The sequence below is a fragment of the Streptomyces sp. NPDC007907 genome, from assembly GCF_042959365.1.
In the GTDB taxonomy this organism is placed as follows: domain Bacteria; phylum Actinomycetota; class Actinomycetes; order Streptomycetales; family Streptomycetaceae; genus Streptomyces; species Streptomyces indiaensis.
In genome coordinates this window covers 204,213-222,637 of sequence record NZ_JBIBKR010000003.1, presented here as the reverse complement: position 1 = coordinate 222,637, position 18,425 = coordinate 204,213, and the positions used below count along the sequence as shown (strand labels likewise).

Below are 18,425 nucleotides of genomic sequence, written 5' to 3'. Positions count from 1 at the left end.
TGGCCGGTCAGCACTGCTCGGCCTCCGCGGGGATCGGCAGAGGCAACTGCGCCGAAGGACCACCGGAGCAGGGCTCGAACACGGGCGTTGACGCGCCTGGCAGGAGGACCGTTGCACCAGGACCAGCGGGCGGACCGGCCCGGAAGCCACGGAGAGCACCAGATGCAGCACGAGTTGGGCACCACCGGCCGCGCTGATCGCTTCTACGACGAGCAGGTACTGGACCGGCTCAACCCCGGCATGAGGGAGTTCGTCGCCCGCCAGGAGATGTTCTTCCTCGCCACGTCGGACGCGCGGGGCCAGTGCGACAGCACGTTCCGGGCCGGTCCGCCCGGCTTTCTCCACGTCCTCGACGACGCGACCCTCGCATATCCGGAGTACCGGGGGAACGGCGTCATGGCCTCCCTCGGCAACATCCGGGAGAACCCGAACGTCGGCCTGCTGATGATCGACTTCGCCGAGGACCGCATCGGCCTGCACGTCAACGGCCGTGCCTACCTGGTCCCCGACGAGGCGATGCGCCGCAGCCGCCCCGGCCTGCCCGTCGATCCGCTGCCCGGGCGCCGCCCGCAGATATGGGTCGAAGTCCAGGTCGAAGAGGCGTACATCCACTGCTCGAAGCACATACCCAGGCTGCTCAAGGCGCCGCTGCGGCCGAACATCGCCGAAGACGGCACCAGTGCCGCAGCCGTGGAGCAGGCCTGGGGGACGGACGACGTCAAGCGCAAAGGCGGCGACTACTTCAAGGCCGCGGAAGCGAAGCGCAACCAGGCACTGCGGTGATCCGCACGCCGACCGGGCGCCGCCGACACCCCGCCGTCCGAGAGGGTTAAAGGAGCGGGATAAATTCTAGGCTAAGGTCCGCAGGGTGGGACCCGGGGACCCGGGGAAGCGCGGAAGGAGAACGACGTGGCCTCCGAGGAAGAGCTGTTCGCGTCCGTGGACGCGCTGCTGGAGGAGGAGCCGCAGCTCCCCCCACCCGCGGAGCGGGCCCGGCTGCGGGAGGCCGCCGGCATCACTCAGGCGCGTCTCGCCCTCGCGCTGAAGACTTCCACGCAGACCGTGAAGAACTACGAGAACGGCCGGTCGGAACCGAAGTCGCCACGCCTGGAGGCTTACCAGCGGCTGCTGAAGGGCTGGGCGGCGAGGTACCCCGCCCACAGCGCACCCGTTCACGGCGCAACTGCCCACGGCGCACCCGTTCACGACGGCCCCGCTCACAGCGCCGCCACCGCCACTCCGTCGCCGCCGGTCCCGTCCCCGACGTCTGCCCCGGTCTCGGCCCCTGCCGAACCCCCCGCCGCCCACCCGGTCTGGACGGCCCCCGCCCCGACACGGACGCCGACCGCATCCGCACGGCCCGCCCGTCACCCCGCGACCTCATCGCGACGGCCCGGCACGAAGCCGACCGCCGCGCCCGCCGCCGACCCGCGTTATCCACACGGACCGCTGGTCGTGCTGGACGGCGACGGCTCGGCGTACGGCGTCGACGGCCTCGTGCTCGACTGCCCCGCCACCTCCGTGCCGCAGCTGGTGGAGTGGACGCTGCGGGAGTCCGGCCTCGGGGCGCCGCGCCTGCACCGCAACGGCAAGGACGCCGACCCGCTGGTGGTGTTGACCCCGGCCGGCGCGGTGCGGTTGGGACTGCCCGAGCGTCTGGAGGGCCACGAACAGCGTCGTTCGTTGCGCCTGCCCGCCGATCACCCGGTCGTCGTGCAGGTGCTGAAGGCGGGTTGGCAGCTGACGCAGCGTGGATTCGGTCCCTGGGCCCGGATCTACCGCAAGGCCCAGGAAGGCCGGCGGCAGTGCGTGCAGTTGGCGGTCCTGTCGTGGGACGCCCTGGACGAGCGGTCGTGGCCGGGTGTGACGCAGATGGAACCCGCCGACATCGCCCGGGTGCTCGGCGTCTACGCCCGGCGCGTCATCACCCCCCGCGGCAGTACCGCCGTGTCGGGCCTGGAGTTGATGACGGCGCTGCGTCCGCCCACCCGCGCGGTCCGGGACGAGGCCACGGGCAACTGGGTGCCGGGCCACAACCCCGGTTCGCTCGGGACGGATCCGGTGGACCCGGCGCCGCCCGAGGCCACCCCGGAGCATCCCGTGGTCGTCGACTCCGGCTGGAGCGGAGGGTTCCTCGACGAGGAGGCCTACCAGTGGGTGCGTGAGGTGGACCTGTTGAGCGACGAGGAGTGCCATCTGCCCTACGCGGTCGGCCTGGACCTCAACACCGCGTTCCTCGCGGCGGCCGCCCGGCTCACGGTCGGGCTGTCGGGCCCGGTCCATTTCGTCGGCCCCCAGTTCAATCCGAAGATCCCCGGCTCCTGGCTCGTCGACCTGAGCCACGTCGAGCTGGACCCGCGCCTGCCCAGCCCCTTCACGCCGACCGGTGTACGGCCGTCCGGTCCCGCCTGGTACCAGACCCACACGGTCGCCTACGCCCAGGAACTGGGCTACAACGTGCGGCCGCTGGAGGCTTACCTGCGCCGCGACACGGGCGCGTACCTGGACCCGTGGCACGACCGGCTGAAGAGCGCCTACCTCGACACCCTCGCCGACCTGGGCGTCACCCGTGACCTGGACGACCGGCAGTTCCTGATGGCGATGGAGCGGTACAAGGACGCCGACCCCGCCCTGGCCGCCGTCCTCGCCGCGATCAAGGCCACGGTCAAGGGCGGTATCGGCAAGCTTCGTGAGCGCCCGCAGGGACGCCACTACAAGCAGGGGGAGCGGTGGCCGGCTCTGGAACGGCCGACCTGGCGCCCGGACATCCGCGCGGCCGTCATCTCCAAGGCGCGGGTCAACATGCACCGCAAGCTGCTGAACATGGCCAAGCTGACGGGCCGGTACCCGCTCGCGGTGCTGTCCGACTGCGTCGTCTACCCGAGCCCCGGCCCCTCGCCGCTGGACTTCCTCCCCTACGCGGCCTCCGGCAAGGCCCAGCCCGGCGGCTTCCGTCTCGGACCCGCCCCGGGCCTGGCGAAGCCCGAAGGCGTCCAGGAGATGCTCTGGGCGGTCGACCTGATGGAGAAGGGCCTGAACCCCGCCCGCCACGTCAAGGGCGGCGACGCCGTCCTGGACGAAGGCGAGTAGCGCCGACCTGCGAGAGGAACGCACGCCGTGGGAGAGATCGACGACGCCATCGAGCGCGCCGACCAGGAGGCCTTCACCCGCACTCCGCCGAAGACCCTCAAGGGCCGCATCAACTTCCTGCTGAGGCAGCTGAAGACGACCCGGGCCGTCGCGGCGGAACTGGGGGTCAGCCAGCGGTCCGTGGAGCGCTACCGCACGGGCGAGCGCAAGCGCCCACCGGAGGACATCCAGCGGCGGATCGATGCCGCCGTCCGGTCCCGGTGGCAGCCCCAGGTCCGCAGACGCCGACGCAAGGAGGCCGCCGCCAGAGGTGGGATCACAGTGGAGACGAGAGCGCGTTTCGGCTACACGGCGCCGATCGGCACCACCGACGACGGCCGCTTCCGCCGCCTCACCGTGCACCTTCCACCGGCGTACGCGCAGCAGTTGTTCGACGCCCGTGAAGCAGGCGCCGACGACCGGCAACTGCGTCAGATCATCGCCGACGGCCTCAAGGAGACCTATTTCCAGGACGGCGGAACCCGCGCCCCCGGCCTCTCGGACGTCGCCATCAACGACATCGACTACATCGACCTCGACTACTGAACCCGGTCGGCCCGGCCGTGGAGGTGACCCTGACGGTTCCCACCCGTCGGTGCAGAAGGCCGCGCTAGCGGCGGGTGAGGCGGGTGAGGGTGACCCCGTTGGGGAACGCGGTGCGCTCGGCGACATCGAAGACGGTGGGGTCGAAATCGCCCTCCACCACCGGGATGCCGCTCCCGGCGACGACCGGATAGGTCTTGATCAGCAGCTCGTCGATCTCGGGCAACAGGCTGCCCGCGAGCCGGCCCCCACCGCACAGCCAGATGTCCTGGCCCGCGCCGCTCTCACCCTTGAGTTCGCGGACGAGACCGAGCGGGTCGCCCGCCACGACGGTGACGGCCGGGTCGGTGTCCGGCTTGAGAGTGCTCGACACGACGTACTGGCGCAGGTGCGTGTAAGGGCTGGTGACGCCGTTGTCGAGGGAGAGGCGGTACGTGCCGAGGCCCATGACGACGGTGTCGAAACGCCGGTTGGGGGCCTTCGCCAAGCCCACGGCCGTGCGGTAGGCGGTCGGGACGGTTTCCGGATACAGGGCGTTCACCCAGGTCGAGTAGGCGGCGGCCTGCTGTTCGTCGCCCTGGGGGAAGAAGCCGAACTCGCCGCCGGGGCCGGCGATACGGCCGTCGAGCGTGACGCCGATGTAATAGACGAGCTTTCGCACAGTGATCCCCCATGTGAAGCGCATGCTTGCAGTACTGTGGGTGCAGTGGTCTGAACGTAGTACTACACATGGAGTGGTGTCAATGGTGAGGCGGAATGACCAGCGGCGCGCGGCTCTGGTCGATGCGGCGATCGAGGTACTGGCTCGAGAAGGGGCGCGCGGCCTGACGTTCCGTGCCGTGGACGCTGAGGCTGCCGTCCCCGTCGGCACGGCATCCAACTACTTCGCCAACCGCGACGACTTGTTCACCCAGGCCGGCGCCCGGGTCTACGAGCGCCTCCAGCCCGACGAGGAGACGATCGCCCGACAGCGGGAGGCCGGCCGCGACCGAGAGACCTACGTCGGACTGATGCGTGAGCTCGTCGGCCGCGTCGCCGCCTTCCGCACCGGTTACCTGGCGCTGCTCGAACTGCGCCTGGAGGCCACTCGCCGCCCCGAACTGCGGAAGGTCCTCACCGAGCGGGTCCGGGCCGACGTCGACGCCAACGTCGCCTATCACGAGGCGTCCGGGCTCCCGGGCGACGCCACGGCCGTCAAACTGCTCATGCTGACGCTGAACTGGCTGATCGTCGAGCAGCTCACCCTGCCGGACGTCTTCTCGGAGGCGGAGCGTGAGGCGCTGGTGACGGCCGCGGTGGAGCGCATCGTGACGGCGGAGTAGGTGCCACGCGTCCGCAGTGCGCGCGGAGGCCGACACCCCGAGGGGCTCGGGCGGCCTCTCGGCCGGCCCGGGTGGTTCGCGGCGGTCCTACAGCATCTGGCGGCCGGCCGCGGATCCGCCGGGGTCGTCGGCGAGCATGACGTCGGCGGTCACGCGCTTTCCGACCGGCTCACGGTGAATCGCGAAGCCGACGCAGACCGCGGCCACGATCTCCAGGCCGTGCTGCCCGATCCGACCGGGGTCGGGAGCGAGGATCGTCGGCAGCTCGGTGCCGCTGTCCCACACGCTGATCCGCACGGCCCCGCCCACCAGGTCCAGGGTCAGCAGGCAGGGGCCGGGAGCGTACTTGCGGGCGTTGGTGACCAGCTCGCTGACGACGAGCTGCACCATGCCCATGGCCCGGCCGGACACCGGCATTCCGTGCTCGGACTGCACCCGGGTCAAGAAGGCGCGGGCCAGGTCCCGGGCCTCGGCGATCCCGGTGTCGTCGTCGAACGCCGCGGAGGCGGGGGCGACGCCGGTGGACACCGGATGGCGGCCGTTGCCTTCCACTTCCTGATCCGTGGAGTCCGCCGGGTTCTTCGAGTATTCGTACGACACGGGACGCGCGTACCCGCGAAGTGTCAGGTCATGCCACTGACCGGCCGACGTCGGGGATCTTCCCCGGGTGGCATCATCCCGATGCCCCTGGTGATCGACTCAGATCACCTCGTTCAGCTCGGCCTGCATCTGCGAGGCCTCGACGTCGCGCGCGACGGCCTGGGCGAGCAGCATCCGCAGGACGAGCACGATGAGCGCGACCCCCAGGATGGCCAGGCCGATCCCGCCCATGATGACGGTGACGCCCGGGTCGGCCCGCTGGCCCGGCGCGTTGAGGATGGTGACCCCGAACCAGACCAGGGCCGCCAGCACGAGCGCGCCGATCACGACGTCCACGTACCGGAAGGCGCGCGAGAACACCGTCCTGCGCCGCACCATCGTCACCAGGCGCCATACGCAGACCAGGGCGGCCTGGGCCGATGCCAGGCCCAGGATCGTGATCACCCGCAGCGGGGTCAGCGGGAGCGACCCGTCCTCCGGATCGCTCCCGCTGACCAGCGCCCCCACCATCGACGCCTGCACGAGCACGGTGCCGACGAGCAGCACCACGAGCACGGCGCGCAGCGCGCACAGCGTCAGCTTCCTCATGATCCATCCCTCAATCGACTTACGATGGGAAGCTATCGAATGTCGATAGGTGACGCAAGGCGTGAGGTGGGGGTACGGCTGTTGCTAGAAGGTGAGGTTCCAGGCGTCGATCCGCCCGGTGTCCTGCGTCGCGATGTCGCGGACGCGGAGCTTCCACGTCCCGGACGCGGTCTCGGACGAGGCGTCGACCGTGTACGTCTTCACCACGTCGTCCGCACTGTCACCGTCGGTGAAGTCCTCCAAGGGGTAGACCGATCCGTCGGGCGCGACGAGCGACAGCACCAGGTCACCGCGGTAGGTGTGCTTGACGTCCACACCGACCTTCAACGCGGCCGGGGCGTTGCCCGCCACGCCGGTCACGGAGATCTGCGACTCCGCCGTGGCGTTGTCGGCGACGGTGACGTCGGTGGTGTTCTCGAAGTATCGCCCGGGCTGCGGCGGGGTGCCGCCGATCGCCTTGAGCGCGTCGACCTGGCCCTCCCCGAAAAAGGCGTTCTTCGCGGTGGTGCCGGTGCAGCGGCTGTCGGACGGGCAGGCGATGTCGGTGGCCTGGGTGCCCAGCCGCGCGCGGAGTTCAGCGGGGGTGGCGGCCGGATCGGCACTCTTCAGCAGCGCGGCGACACCGGCCACATGCGGCGACGCCATCGACGTACCGTTCATGTTCCCGTACTTGCCACCGGGCAGCGTGGAGTAGACGCCGTAGGCTCCGTCGCCGCCCGGGGCCGCCACGTCGATGATGTCCCGGCCGAAGTTGGAGTAGGACGCCTTGATGTTCCCGTTGCCCATCGCGGCAACGGTGACGACGCCCGGCAGCTCGGTCGGGATGTCGACGCAGGCGTTGGTGATCGTGCGGTTGACCGGGGTGGAGTCGTTCGGGCTGGAGTTGTCGGTGCGCTTGTTCGCCAGGTCGTAGTTGGAGTTGCCCGCTGCCGCCACCTGGAGTGAGCCCTTGCCCTCCGCGTACTCCTGCGCCCGGCGCACACCCTCGATGATGGCCGCCTGGTCGGGGTCGTCGGGGCAGTTGAACATCCACGGGTCGGTGTAATAGCTGTTGTTGGTGACGTCGAAGCCGTGGTCACCGGCCCACATGAATCCGCAGACGGTGTTCTCGGCGAAGAACATGCTGGTGCTCGGCTCGGCGATGCGCACGGAGGCGATCTTCACCCCCGGCGCGACACCGATCACTCCCTTGCCGTTCTTCGCGGCGGCGATGGTGCCCGCCACATGTGTGCCGTGGCTGCCGACGTCACGCCAGGCACCGGCCCGCGCGTCGGCCTTGCCGTAGGCGCAGGAGACGGAGTCGGCCGCGTCGAAGTTGGGCGCGATGTCCTGGTGCCGGTCATCGACTCCGGTGTCCAGGACACCCACGGTGACGGATGCCGATCCGGTGCTGACGGCCCAGGCCTTGTCGGCGTTGATCCTGGTCATGTCCCACCGCGCGGTCTCGGTGAGTGTGGTGGTCGACTGCGAAGGAGCGCTCGGCAGGGTGGGGGAGTACGCGTCCGCGGGGACGTCCGAGGTGCGGGTGGCGCCCACCTTCTGCACGCCCGCGACGGAGCGCATCGCGGTGGCGAAGCCGGCCGACGAGGAGTGTGCGACCACCACGCCGATCGCGTCGTAGTGGGCGAACACCGAACCGCCGTTGGACGCCACGGCGTTGCGTACGGCCGTGGTGTCGCCGGGCGCGGTGATGACGAGGTAGGAGCGGGTGCCGGCCGCCCATCCGGCGGCGGTCTGGGCGAGCGGTACGGCGCGGGCCGCGGCCGGTCCCGGCGGAAGGCCGGTGTCCGTATCGGCCGCCCCGGCGGGCGTGGTGAGCGCGAGAGCCGCTCCGGCGGCGGCGAGGGACAGCAGCGACCGTCTGAGACGGTGCCGGGATATGCGGGGGGTTGTCACAGCATCCTCCGAAGGTCCGGGGCAGTGGGTGGCGCCGGCCGGGCCGTGGGCTGAAATGGGTCGACGCAAGATTTCAGATGAGTGCATGACAAGGGAAGGGTTTGTGGCGCACAGATCGTCGACAGCGCACAAGTAGGTGAGCCGGCTCCGGATTCGCCTTCACGGCCGGATGGGTGGGGGAGTGGCGCAGATCACCACGCGCCCGAGCGAGGCGGGGAACAACCCTCACTGGTTGCCCGTTAAACAACACGTGGGTGTGGATGGGACAGTGTCCCCGGGCCTCACCATTCGCCCACAGGGACGATCGTTCGGCTGAAGCCCTGTGGAGCCTTTCGCCGAGAGGCGACCGCCATCCGCACCCACATCAAGACCGCCCCGACCGTGATCCCCCCGTCCGGTCGGGGCTTCCTCGTCCGAGCGAACCTGACCGGTGGTCTCAAAGACCCCGGTGGCCGTACAGCGCAGCGGGCGCACCGGTGGCGTTCATCGATCCCCTGGCGCAAGTAGTGTCGAACATTGACCACATTCCGGGTCACGTGTCGACAAGGCCTCCAGACTCCGACGTGCGCATCCCGCTTCAAGCCCCTTGGGGTATCTCCCACTTGGCGAAGTTCCTGGTTGTCCAAAACGCGACGCGCGGACAGGTACTGCTCGTAGCGCTCAAGGGCGATCCGTGCACGGCGGAAGCGGCCATGACGCGCCTCGCCGAAACCTTGACGGCCATGAGACGGCACCCGGGCCCAAACGTCGGCGAGGTGTAACGAGGCCATGGCGCTGGCCCCGGTGGTGTGCACGCATCGAGGGCCCGATGCAGCAGTTCGTGCCCCTGGCTGTGCAAGCGGCCGCTGGTTGGGTACTTGCGTTCAGCGGCCCGTCGACGACGGGAATCCGAGCGGTGCGAATGTGCGGAGTGGGGAGATCGATGGGATTGCGCGAGGTGCGGGGAATCCGGGCCCTGCGAGGCTGTGCCCGGATTCTGGCGGGCCGCTACCGTCTGGATGCGCTGATCGGTTCCGGTGGTGCGGCTGACGTATACCGCGGGTTCGACCTGCGGCTGCAGCGGCCGGTCGCAGTGAAGCTCTTCCGCCCCGGCACCGGCTTCGACACCGAGGAGGCCTTCCGCAGCGAGGCGGTGATCCTCGCCCGCCTGCAACACCCGGGACTGGTGACCGCCTTCGACGCCGGACGTCACGACGGCGAGGCCTTCCTGGTCATGGAGCTGATCGACGGTCGTACTCTGAAGGCGCGCATCGCGGAGGGCCCCTTGTCGTGGGAGGCTGCCGCCGCACTCGGCGCGGCGTTGGCCGAGGCGCTGGCCCACGCCCACCAGGAGGGGATCGTCCATCGGGACGTCAAACCGTCCAACATCATCCTGGACTCCGCCGACCACCCCCATCTGACGGACTTCGGCATCTCCCGGCTGCTGGACGCGACCACCCACACCTCCACCGACGCCCTGACCGGCACGGCTGCCTATCTGTCCCCGGAACAGGTGCAAGGGAGGCCGGTCGGCACGCCCGCCGACATCTACGCCCTCGGCCTGGTCCTCCTCGAATGCCTCACCGGCCGACTCGAATACGACGGCGGCCCCCTGGAGGCCGCCATAGCGCGCCTGCACCGCCCGCCCACCCTCCCGGACTTCCTGCCCGACGGCTTCGCCACTCTCCTGCGGGACATGACCAGCCTGGAGGAACAGGTCCGCCCCACGGCCTACGCCTGCGCCCAGGCCCTGACGCGTCTGCCCGCAACGAGCGCGGCAAGCTCGGCTGGAGCCGACGTCCGGCCCGCGCTCAGCATCGTTCCTCGCACAGCCGTAACGCCCCGCATCGACCACACGCACCGGGCTGTGCCGACCGCCGCGAAAATGCCCGGAAACCCGAGCGCCACGACGGGACGCCCCGAGGGGATAATGCGATCCGCCTCGCCACGCACCCGCGTCCGAGCGCGCGGAGTAGCGGCTGCACTGGCCGCCCTCCTGGCCTCCGGGCTGGTGGTCACCGACGGCTTCTCACACCGGGACGCGAAAGACGAGGCAGCTCCGTCCGTCCCTGATGCGGCCGTCCCTCCCACGTCTCCGGATCCCGCCGATCACGAGAAGACCACGGCGCCCCGACCTTCGCCCAACCGGTCCGTCTCCGGTGAGCCGCTGAGTGCTTCCGACTCCATCCAGGCGGTTCATACGCCCTCCGACAGCTCGCGGGACGGCAACCACCCGGCTACGGCCGGCCATGCCGAGCGGCCCGCGGCCAAGGCAGCCACGAAGAAGAAGCCCAAGGTCCACAAGCAGCCGCAGGGTCACGCGCGCAAGAAGCAAAAGGGCGGGAATGCGGCACTTCACAAGTGAAGAGCCAGGCTGCTGCCTGATGACATCGCCTAGTGCCGCCTGCGGCCACGCATCCTCGACCACCTACCGTGCCGCATTCGTGCGGCGGCTGCCTCCGCGGCTGCGAGATTGCCGCGGACGGCATCGGTGTTCGGATGGTCGGGGCCGAGGATCCGCTCGAAATCGGCGAGGACTTGGAGGTGCAGGTCGGCGGCTTCCCGATGGCGACCGAGGTGGTGCAGTGCGCTGGCGAAATTGGTCCGGATCGTGAGTGTGTGGGGGTGGTCGGAGCCGAAGACGCGCTGGCAGTCGGTGAGGTTGCGGCGGTGCAGGTCGGCGGCTTCTTGGTGCCGGCCGAGGTGGTCGAGGGCCCGGGCCAGGTTGTTGCGGCTGTTGAGCGTGTCGGGGTGGTCGGGGCCGAGGGTCCGTTCGCGGTCAGTGAGCGTTCGGCGGTGCAGGTCGGCGGCTTCCTGATGGCGACCGAGGTGGCGCAACGCGAGGGCGAGGTTGTTGCGGCTGGCCAGGGTGTCGGGGTGGTCCGGACCAAGAGTTCGTTCGGAGTCGGTGGGAGTTCGGCGAAGGAGGTCGGCGGCCTCTTGGTGCCGGCCGAGGTGGTCCAGGGCGAGGGCCAGGTTGTTGCGGCCCGTAAGGGTGTCGGGGTGGTCGGGGCCGAGGACGTCTTCGTAGTACGTGAGGGTCCGGCGAAGGAGGTCGGCGGCTTCCGGGTACTGGCCGAGGTCGATAAGAGCGAGGGCCAGGTTGTTGCGGCTGTTGAGGGTGTGGGGGTGGTCCGGACCCAGGACGCGCCGGCGGTCGGTGAGAGCTCGGCGGTGCTCGGCGGCGGCTTCCTGATGGCGGCCGAGGCGACGCAGCGTGAGGGCGAGGTTGTTGCGGCTGACGAGAGTGTCGGGGTGTTCCGGACCCAGGTGACGTATCTCCGCGTCCAGGAGCTGCCGACGTATGAGGTGCTCTTCGGAGAATGCGCCGGCTTCACGCAGCGTGTCGGCCAGGGAGTTGAGTGTGGTGCGGGTAGCGGCAAAGGTTTCGTCCGTGCTGTGGTTCAGGAACGGCAGGAGATGGGGGGCGAGAAGGCGCGCGGTGGGCCAGCCGGCACGCCGGGCTCGGACGGCGTCGCCCACCGCCACGGTGAGATGCGTGTGAAGGGCGTTCTGCCACGGGGCGCGTTCGGTCTCCTCGAGGTTGGTGGCCATGACTTCACGAACCAGCGGATGCAGAACCACCTGGCCGACTCCGACATGGGGACCGTCGCCATCCGTCGCGTTCGGCGCGGTGCCGGGGCTTTGCACGAGGCCATACCGGTGCAGCCCGGCCAGAGCGTCATCCAGAGCGGTGATCGTCACGTCCTGACCGGTGGCGTCGGCCAGGAGGGCAGGAGTGACCAGGCAGCGAGGGATGGGGGCCGCTTCCAGCAGCGCCAGCAGATGCAGCAGAGGGCGGGCCAGGGCGTAGCCGTCGGCGTGGAGCTGGTCCAAGGAAAGGTCCCACGTGTGCCGGATGACGGTGCGGGCGATGTGCGGATCGGCAGCGGCCTGAGGGTTCTGAGCTCCCAGAAGATCACCGAACTCCCGGTCCAACGCCTCCCGGTAGGCGGTGAAGTCGCGGTAGCGGCTCGTCGCGGTGGCCAGGTACCGGCCCGCAGCGTCCAGAGCCAGCGGCAGTCCTCCCAACCGCGCCGCAAGCGCCCGCGCCCCTTCCTCGCCGCCCGCTGACGGCGCGGCATCGCACAGGACCGCGGCCGCCGCTGCCTCCTGCAGCGGCTCCATATTCAGCAAGCGTGCCTGCGGTCCCCAGGTACTCGTCGCGGTGTCCCGGCTGGTGACGATCAGCAGCCCGGCGCCGTCAGGGCGCAGCCACCCCCGGTAGGCCGCCACCGCGTCCCTGCCCGGCCCCACCCGCTCGGGGCGGTCGACATTGTCGATGACGACCACCCACCCGGGCACCGCGGCCAAGTGGTCCCACACCACGTCCACCAGCACTGCTCGGCCCCGCCGCGCCGCGTCCAGTCGGCTCTCGGAGAGGTCCAGGGCTTGCCCGACCCGGATCAGGTCTTCGGCCAGGCGATGGGCGTCATCCTGCCATTGGATCCAGAACACCGACGCCCCGGCCTGCTGCGCGCGGCGGGCGGCTTCAGCGGCAAGGGTGGTCTTGCCCAGGCCACCGGCCCCGCCCAGGACGGCCATGCCTCCTCCGGACCGCAGACCTTCCAGGAGGGCGAGTTCATCGTCCCGGCCCCGTACCGGCGCTGTCGGCACCGGCGGCCTCAGAGAGGCATGGACGGTTGCGGCAGGCACCCACTCCCGTGTGGTGGGCGTACCGCTCACCGCCGTGTCGGCTTCCGCACGGCCGGATGCTCGCAGGGCGTACAAGGAAACCGGCAGGCTCAGCACGGCGATGGTGCCGCCGACGACACTCGCCGTCTGGTCTGCCTTCGCAAGCCCATAGCGGACAGTGGCCCACACCACAGCCCCCAGGAAGGCAGCCAGCGACGCCACCAAGAGCCCACGGAGCCACACGCCCGGTCTGCCCAGCCTCGTTGCGGCCAACCCGTCCCCCCGATCGTGGCTATGGGGTAAGGATGCCCCAGACCAGGCGTGGCAGAAGCCCTATCGCCTCAGCTCGTACCTTCGGCGATCCGTGAGACGCCGAGGCGTCAGGGGCTGCGACGCCGACGCGCGTGACGCATGGGAAAGACATGTGCGCCGGTCCCCGATCACCGGCTCGGGCGGGCGCGACAGTTCACGGTCGAGGACGCACTCGACGGCACCGCGGCGGCGATCCCGATCTGCCGACTCGCCGGGCACAGCCTCCGACGTCAGCCGCGTATGGGGCTCTACCTGGATGGGCGCGACTGCCCCAAACCCGTGGTCTGGATGGGCTGCGTGAGCGCACGATCTCCTCACGCTGGATCTGCTGGTTCAGCATCCTGCCCGTGCCGGCGGTCACCCTGCCCCGCTCACCCCCACCGCCCTCACAATCCCGCGATCCGATTCCACCGCCTGCCGAACTCCACGCGCTCCTTCGAGCCGATGTCCCGTGCGATGGCGAGTCGGCTGCGCATCTCCTTGTCGGGGAAGATCAGCGAGTTCTCGGCGAGGGCGGCGCTCTCCTCGTCCTTGGCCGAGGCCAGGACGTCCTGGGCGGCGGGGACCGGGCAGACGTAGTTGACCCAGGCGGCCAGCTCGGCGGCGACCTCGGGATCGTAGTAGTAGTCCACGAGCCGCTCCGCATTCGCCTTGTGGCGGGCGAGGTTGGGAATCATCAGCGACTCCGCCCACAGTTCGCCGCCTTCCTCCGGAACGACGAACTCGATGTCCGGGTCGTCGGCCTGGAGCTGGATCACGTCCCCCGAGTACGCCTGGCAGGCCAGGACGTCACCACTGGACAGATCCTTGATGTAGTCGTTGCCCGTGAAGCGCCGGATCTGTCCCTTCCTCACCTGCTTCTCGACCTGGTCACAGACCGTGTGGAAGTCGTCGGCCGTCCACCGGGTGATGTCGACGCCGTTGCCCTGCATCAGCAGCGCGAACGCCTCGTCCAGTCCGGACAGCAGTGTGACCCGGCCCTTCAGATCGCTCGCCCACAGATCGGACACCTGTCGTATCTCCCGGCCGATCCGGCGCCGGTTGTACGCGATGCCGGTGATGCCGGACTGCCACGGCACCGTGCACGCGCGGCCGGGGTCGAACGCGGGCGACCGCAACTGCGGATCGAGGTAGCGCGTGACGTTCGGCTGCCGGGCCCGGTCCATCTCCTGCACCCAGCCGAGCCGCACGAACCGCGCGCACATCCAGTCACTGATGACGATCAGATCGCGGCCGGTGGACTGATGGTTCATCAGCGCCGGGCTGATCTTGCCGAAGAACTCGTCGTTGTCGTTGATCTCCTCGACGTACTCGACCGAGATCCCCGTGCGCTTCTCGAAGGCGTCCAGGGTGGGCCGTCGCGAAGGGCGCTCGTCATCGGTGTCGATGTACAGCGGCCAGTTCGCCCACCTCAGCCTCCGGTCGGTGGAGGACAGATCGGTGGCGGCGCGGTCGCCCGGCCGTACGTACGCAGCCGGCACACCACACCCGGCGAGTCCGCCGAGCACCGCGCCCGAGCCCAGCGCTCGCAGCAGCGTACGGCGGGAGAGCGGAGGGATCGTCTTCAAGGACATGGAGGCAGCATGCCGAGTCAGGCACAGCTGAACAATTGACACGGCGTCGAGAGGCCGGGCACGGCCACCTGACACCTTGTCGATCACCGGGCTCCCGGGATCCCCTGCGGCGCATGGCTCACCGCACTCCACCGTGCCGGATCGTCCTCGCGGTCCTGCGGTGCACCCTCGGGGTGCTGTGCGCCGCCGGCCTTGGCGGACGGCCGACCCGCCGGGCCCACCCACGACACGGCACCGCCCTCACCCCCCTGACAGCAGCCGGGTGCGCAGGGCTCGGCGCCGTGAGAGCTTGGCATCAGCCGTGCCCGACAGCATGACCAGGGATTCGTCCGGCGCAGCCGGGTACCCGCCGCCGGAACTCGGAACTCGGAACACCGATCTCCGTGGCCGTGCCGGCCATGGCCGGCTGAAGCAGAGGAACGATAGCGATGAGCCAGCCCAATCCCATCAAGCGGGCGGCGGACAAGGTCACCGAAGCCATTCAGGGCGCGGGCGCGGGACCGGATGAGGGGATTCCCGGCAAGCCGGGCCCGGAGTCCCCGAGCGTCACGGAACCGACTGAGCCGCGCGAGCCCCTGCCGCCGAAGCCGGACCAGAGCGGGCCCGACACCATGTCGCCCACCGGGCAGGCCACCGGCGCGGCCCAGGCCCGAGTGGCGCAGTCGGGCGCCTACCTCACGGACGCCCAGGGCACACGGCTGTACGACACCGACCACTCGCTGAAGGCGGGCCCGCGCGGGCCGGTGCTGTTGCAGGACCACCACCTGCGCGAGAAGGTCATGCACTTCGACCACGAGCGCATCCCGGAGCGGGTCGTGCACGCCCGCGGCGCGGCGGCGCACGGCGTCTTCAAGAGCTACGGCACCGCCTCCACCGTGTCGAAGGCGGCGTTCCTGGCAGCGGGCGCGGAGACGCCGGTGTTCGTACGCTTCTCCACGGTGCTGGGATCGCGGGGCTCCGCCGACACGGTGCGGGACACGCGCGGGTTCGCGACCAAGTTCTACACCGAGGAGGGCGTCTTCGACCTCGTCGGCAACAACATCCCGGTCTTCTTCATCCAGGACGCGATCAAGTTCCCGGACGTCATCCACGCCGGCAAGCCGCACCCGGACCGAGAGATCCCGCAGGCCCAGAGCGCGCACGACACCTTCTGGGACTTCGTCACCCTGCACACCGAGGCCACCCACCACACCCTGTGGAACATGTCCGACCGGGGCATCCCGCGCTCGTACCGCATGATGGAGGGCTTCGGCGTCCACACCTTCCGTCTGGTGGCCGCCGACGGAACCACGACGCTGGTGAAGTTCCACTGGAAGCCCAAGCTCGGCGTGCACTCCCTGGTGTGGGAGGAAGCGCAGATCGCAGGCGGTGTCGACCCCGACTTCCACCGCCGCGACCTCGCCGACGCCATCGAGGCGGGCGCGTACCCGGAGTGGGAGCTCGGCATCCAGACCTTCCCCGACACCCCGGACCAGACCTTCGAGGGCATCGACCTGCTCGACGCGACCAATCTCGTTCCCGAGGAACTGGCCCCCGTACAGCCGATCGGGCTGCTGACCCTCAACCGCAACCCGTCGAACTACTTCGCCGAGACGGAGCAGGTCGCCTTCCACGTCGGTCATCTCGTGCCCGGCATCGACATCACCGACGACCCGCTGCTCGCCGGACGGCTGTTCTCCTACCTCGACACCCAGATCACACGCCTGGCCGGTCCGAACTTCGCGCAGATCCCCATCAACCGGCCCCACTCGCCGGTCAACGACATGCTGCGGGACGGCTACCACCAGGACGCCGTGCACCGGGGCGTCGCACCCTACCGGCCCAACTCCCTCGACGGAGGCTGCCCGTTCCTCGCCGGGGCGGACACCGGCGCGTACATCGAGACACCGGTACGGGTACCGGAGGCGACGAAGGTCCGGGAGGCCCCCGAGTCGTTCTCCGACCACTTCAGCCAGCCGCGCCGGTTCTGGCTCAGCATGAGCCCGGTGGAGCGCGAGCACATCATCGGTGCCTACACCTTCGAGCTGGGCAAGTGCTACGAGCAGGCCGTCAAGGAACGCGCGCTGCAGGTGCTGGCCAACATCGACGCCGAGTTGTGCGCCGGTGTGGCCGAGGGCCTCGGCCTGCCCGCGCCCGAGCCGAGCGTGCCGCCGACCGAGGTCGAACCGAGCCCCGCGTTGTCGCAGGTCGGGCAGTCCTGGCCCACCGACGGCCGCCTCATCGGCATCGTCACCGGCCCGGACGGGGACCTGGACGGCGTGCGCGCCGTGCGTGAGGCGGTCCTCGGTGCGGGAATGGTCCCGCTGGTCATCGCGCCCAACGGCGGGAAGCTGGGCACCGGTGACGACGCCATCACCGTCCAGCGGACGTTCGCGACAGCGCGGTCCATCGAGTTCGACGCGCTGCTGCTGGCCGGCACACCCACGGCAGGCGGCGACTCCTACGGTTCCCGCGACGCCAAGGCCCTGCCCACCGGCCCACGGGGGGCCGTCGATCCGCGGGTGAGCCTGCTGCTGTCGGAGGCGTACCGCCACGGCAAGGCGATCGGCGCCTGGGCGGGCGGCGACACGGCACTGGAGGCACTCGGCATCCCGGCGGACACCCCCGGCATCGTGGTCGGCCGGGAGGGCACGCCCGTGCTGGAACAGATGCAGGAGCTGATGGCCGAACACCGCGTATGGGATCGGTTCACGACGATCCGCTGATCGTCCGCCGGTGGGCACCGTCCCGACTCGGCGGCACGATGACATGTCGCGGATGTGCCTCACCTCGGCGACCCCGTTCGACGGCTTGCGGGCCGATCGGGCAGCACCTGCAAGCCGCACCCGTCAACCGGCGACCCCCGTGACATACGGGTCAACCCACTCGGCTCGCCGGTTGACGGGGCTTGAGGCCTCGAGGACGTCCGGTCAGGTGCAGTTGCCGTTGCCCGAGTCGTAGAAGATGACGATCGAACCGCTCCAGGTCATGGACGCCGTGATGTTGGGCGGATCGTCTCCCACAGCCTGACCCGCCACGCCAGTCGGCCATTTTCTCCCGGTGTGAACTCTCCTCCCAGCAGCGCCCGCGAGCTGCCGCAGTGGTGCTGCAATTCCAGGACCCTCCGAGAGCGGATGCCGCAGGAGACCGGCCGTGCGACACCAGGGTTCCTCGGGCTCGTGAGGGCGGATTCAGCGACACAGTGTGCCTTGCGATCGCATGATCCGCTGAACCGGAGCCGGGTCGGTGTTCCGGTGGCAGAGCCCGTCAGGGCGGCCTGCTGCGTCAGGCCTCGCTTGCGCGTGAGCGCCGATCGGCACGGCGTCGAAGGTAGAGCGGCAACGCGTACCAGCACAGGCCGAACCACAGCATGACCCCGGCGACCAGCATTTCGGCGAGCACACCGGGAATGACGAAACGGAGTATGAGCAGGAGCGTGCAGCCGATGGTCAGGGCGAGGAGCACCATGCCGCACATCATCAAGCGGCCGGCGATCTCCACCACGTCGTCCTTCATGCGCTGACCGGACAGGAAGCGGTGGATGGAGACCGGCGCTATGAGCGATCCGGTGGCCGCCGCACCGAGCACGACGGTCGCGACGTAGATACCGCGGTCCAAGGCCTCCAGCTCCCGGAAAAGCGGAGTGAAGGCGACACTGAGCAGAAAGCCGAAGAGAATCTGCACACCGGTCTGGGTGACTCGTGTCTCCTGCAGTATCTCGTTCCAACGTCTGTTGACCCTCTCATGCGGTGTCTCCGGCGCTTCCTGCTCTGGTTCCGCTTGCGGGCTGTCGTGCCGCCGGCAACAGGCGCCGTTCTGGCCTTCGGGCTCGACGGAATGCTCGGTCACGGCCATGTCATCCTCCCCA

At 69.9% G+C, this 18,425-nt stretch carries 13 protein-coding genes; 6 read left to right on the top strand and 7 right to left on the bottom strand.

Going from position 1 to position 18,425, the window contains the following annotated elements; translation table 11 throughout:
- The first annotated feature begins 162 nt into the window (after positions 1-162).
- The 3 genes from ACFZDI_RS12300 to tpg all read left to right on the top strand — a co-directional run bounded on the left by ACFZDI_RS12300 (position 163) and on the right by tpg (position 3,675).
- The gene (locus ACFZDI_RS12300) at positions 163-783 is read left to right on the top strand and encodes a pyridoxamine 5'-phosphate oxidase family protein (RefSeq protein WP_391249889.1); all 621 of its coding nucleotides are present in this window, start codon (positions 163-165) and stop codon (positions 781-783) included.
- 126 nt (positions 784-909) lie between these two features.
- Positions 910-3,090, top strand: a complete 2,181-nt coding sequence (gene tap / locus ACFZDI_RS12295) for a telomere-associated protein Tap (RefSeq protein ID WP_391249887.1) — start codon at positions 910-912, stop codon at positions 3,088-3,090.
- Positions 3,091-3,117: 27 nt separating this feature from the next.
- Complete coding sequence (gene tpg, locus ACFZDI_RS12290) at positions 3,118-3,675, top strand: telomere-protecting terminal protein Tpg (protein ID WP_391249885.1); 558 nt, start codon at positions 3,118-3,120, stop codon at positions 3,673-3,675.
- A 64-nt stretch (positions 3,676-3,739) separates the two neighbouring features.
- On the opposite strand, the gene ACFZDI_RS12285 is transcribed toward tpg, so the two are convergent.
- Complete coding sequence (locus ACFZDI_RS12285) at positions 3,740-4,333, bottom strand: dihydrofolate reductase family protein (RefSeq protein WP_391249883.1); 594 nt, start codon at positions 4,331-4,333, stop codon at positions 3,740-3,742.
- Positions 4,334-4,415: 82 nt separating this feature from the next.
- Here ACFZDI_RS12285 and ACFZDI_RS12280 point away from each other — a divergent pair, with 82 nt between their 5' ends.
- Complete coding sequence (locus tag ACFZDI_RS12280) at positions 4,416-4,994, top strand: TetR family transcriptional regulator (RefSeq protein ID WP_391249881.1); 579 nt, start codon at positions 4,416-4,418, stop codon at positions 4,992-4,994.
- A gap of 87 nt (positions 4,995-5,081) precedes the next feature.
- On the opposite strand, the gene ACFZDI_RS12275 is transcribed toward ACFZDI_RS12280, so the two are convergent.
- The 3 genes from ACFZDI_RS12275 to ACFZDI_RS12265 all read right to left on the bottom strand — a co-directional run bounded on the left by ACFZDI_RS12275 (position 5,082) and on the right by ACFZDI_RS12265 (position 8,033).
- Positions 5,082-5,522 carry an ATP-binding protein gene (locus ACFZDI_RS12275; RefSeq protein WP_234750242.1) on the bottom strand — a complete coding sequence of 147 codons (441 nt, stop codon included), beginning with the start codon at positions 5,520-5,522 and terminating at the stop codon, positions 5,082-5,084.
- 171 nt (positions 5,523-5,693) lie between these two features.
- A complete protein-coding gene (locus tag ACFZDI_RS12270) occupies positions 5,694-6,182 on the bottom strand; it encodes a DUF2975 domain-containing protein (RefSeq protein WP_391249879.1) in 489 nt (162 codons plus the stop codon).
- A gap of 84 nt (positions 6,183-6,266) precedes the next feature.
- The gene (locus tag ACFZDI_RS12265; protein WP_391251084.1) at positions 6,267-8,033 is read right to left on the bottom strand and encodes a S8 family serine peptidase; all 1,767 of its coding nucleotides are present in this window, start codon (positions 8,031-8,033) and stop codon (positions 6,267-6,269) included.
- 967 nt (positions 8,034-9,000) lie between these two features.
- Here ACFZDI_RS12265 and ACFZDI_RS12260 point away from each other — a divergent pair.
- Entirely contained in the window at positions 9,001-10,422 is a 1,422-nt protein-coding gene (locus tag ACFZDI_RS12260; protein WP_391249877.1) for a protein kinase, read from the top strand.
- Positions 10,423-10,451: 29 nt separating this feature from the next.
- Here ACFZDI_RS12260 and fxsT read toward each other — a convergent pair whose 3' ends face one another.
- Both fxsT and ACFZDI_RS12250 read right to left on the bottom strand, forming a co-directional pair.
- Complete coding sequence (gene fxsT / locus ACFZDI_RS12255) at positions 10,452-12,914, bottom strand: FxSxx-COOH system tetratricopeptide repeat protein (protein ID WP_391251082.1); 2,463 nt, start codon at positions 12,912-12,914, stop codon at positions 10,452-10,454.
- Between the two features lie 476 nt (positions 12,915-13,390).
- Positions 13,391-14,578 carry an extracellular solute-binding protein gene (locus ACFZDI_RS12250; protein WP_391249875.1) on the bottom strand — a complete coding sequence of 396 codons (1,188 nt, stop codon included), beginning with the start codon at positions 14,576-14,578 and terminating at the stop codon, positions 13,391-13,393.
- A 428-nt stretch (positions 14,579-15,006) separates the two neighbouring features.
- Between ACFZDI_RS12250 and ACFZDI_RS12245 the strand changes: the two genes are divergently transcribed.
- Positions 15,007-17,283: a catalase gene (locus ACFZDI_RS12245; protein WP_391249873.1), complete on the top strand. Its 2,277-nt coding sequence runs from the start codon at positions 15,007-15,009 to the stop codon at positions 17,281-17,283.
- 559 nt (positions 17,284-17,842) lie between these two features.
- On the opposite strand, the gene ACFZDI_RS12240 is transcribed toward ACFZDI_RS12245, so the two are convergent.
- On the bottom strand, positions 17,843-18,412 hold the full coding sequence (locus ACFZDI_RS12240; protein WP_391249871.1) for a DUF6328 family protein: 570 nt from the start codon (positions 18,410-18,412) through the stop codon (positions 17,843-17,845).
- Positions 18,413-18,425: the final 13 nt, after the last annotated feature.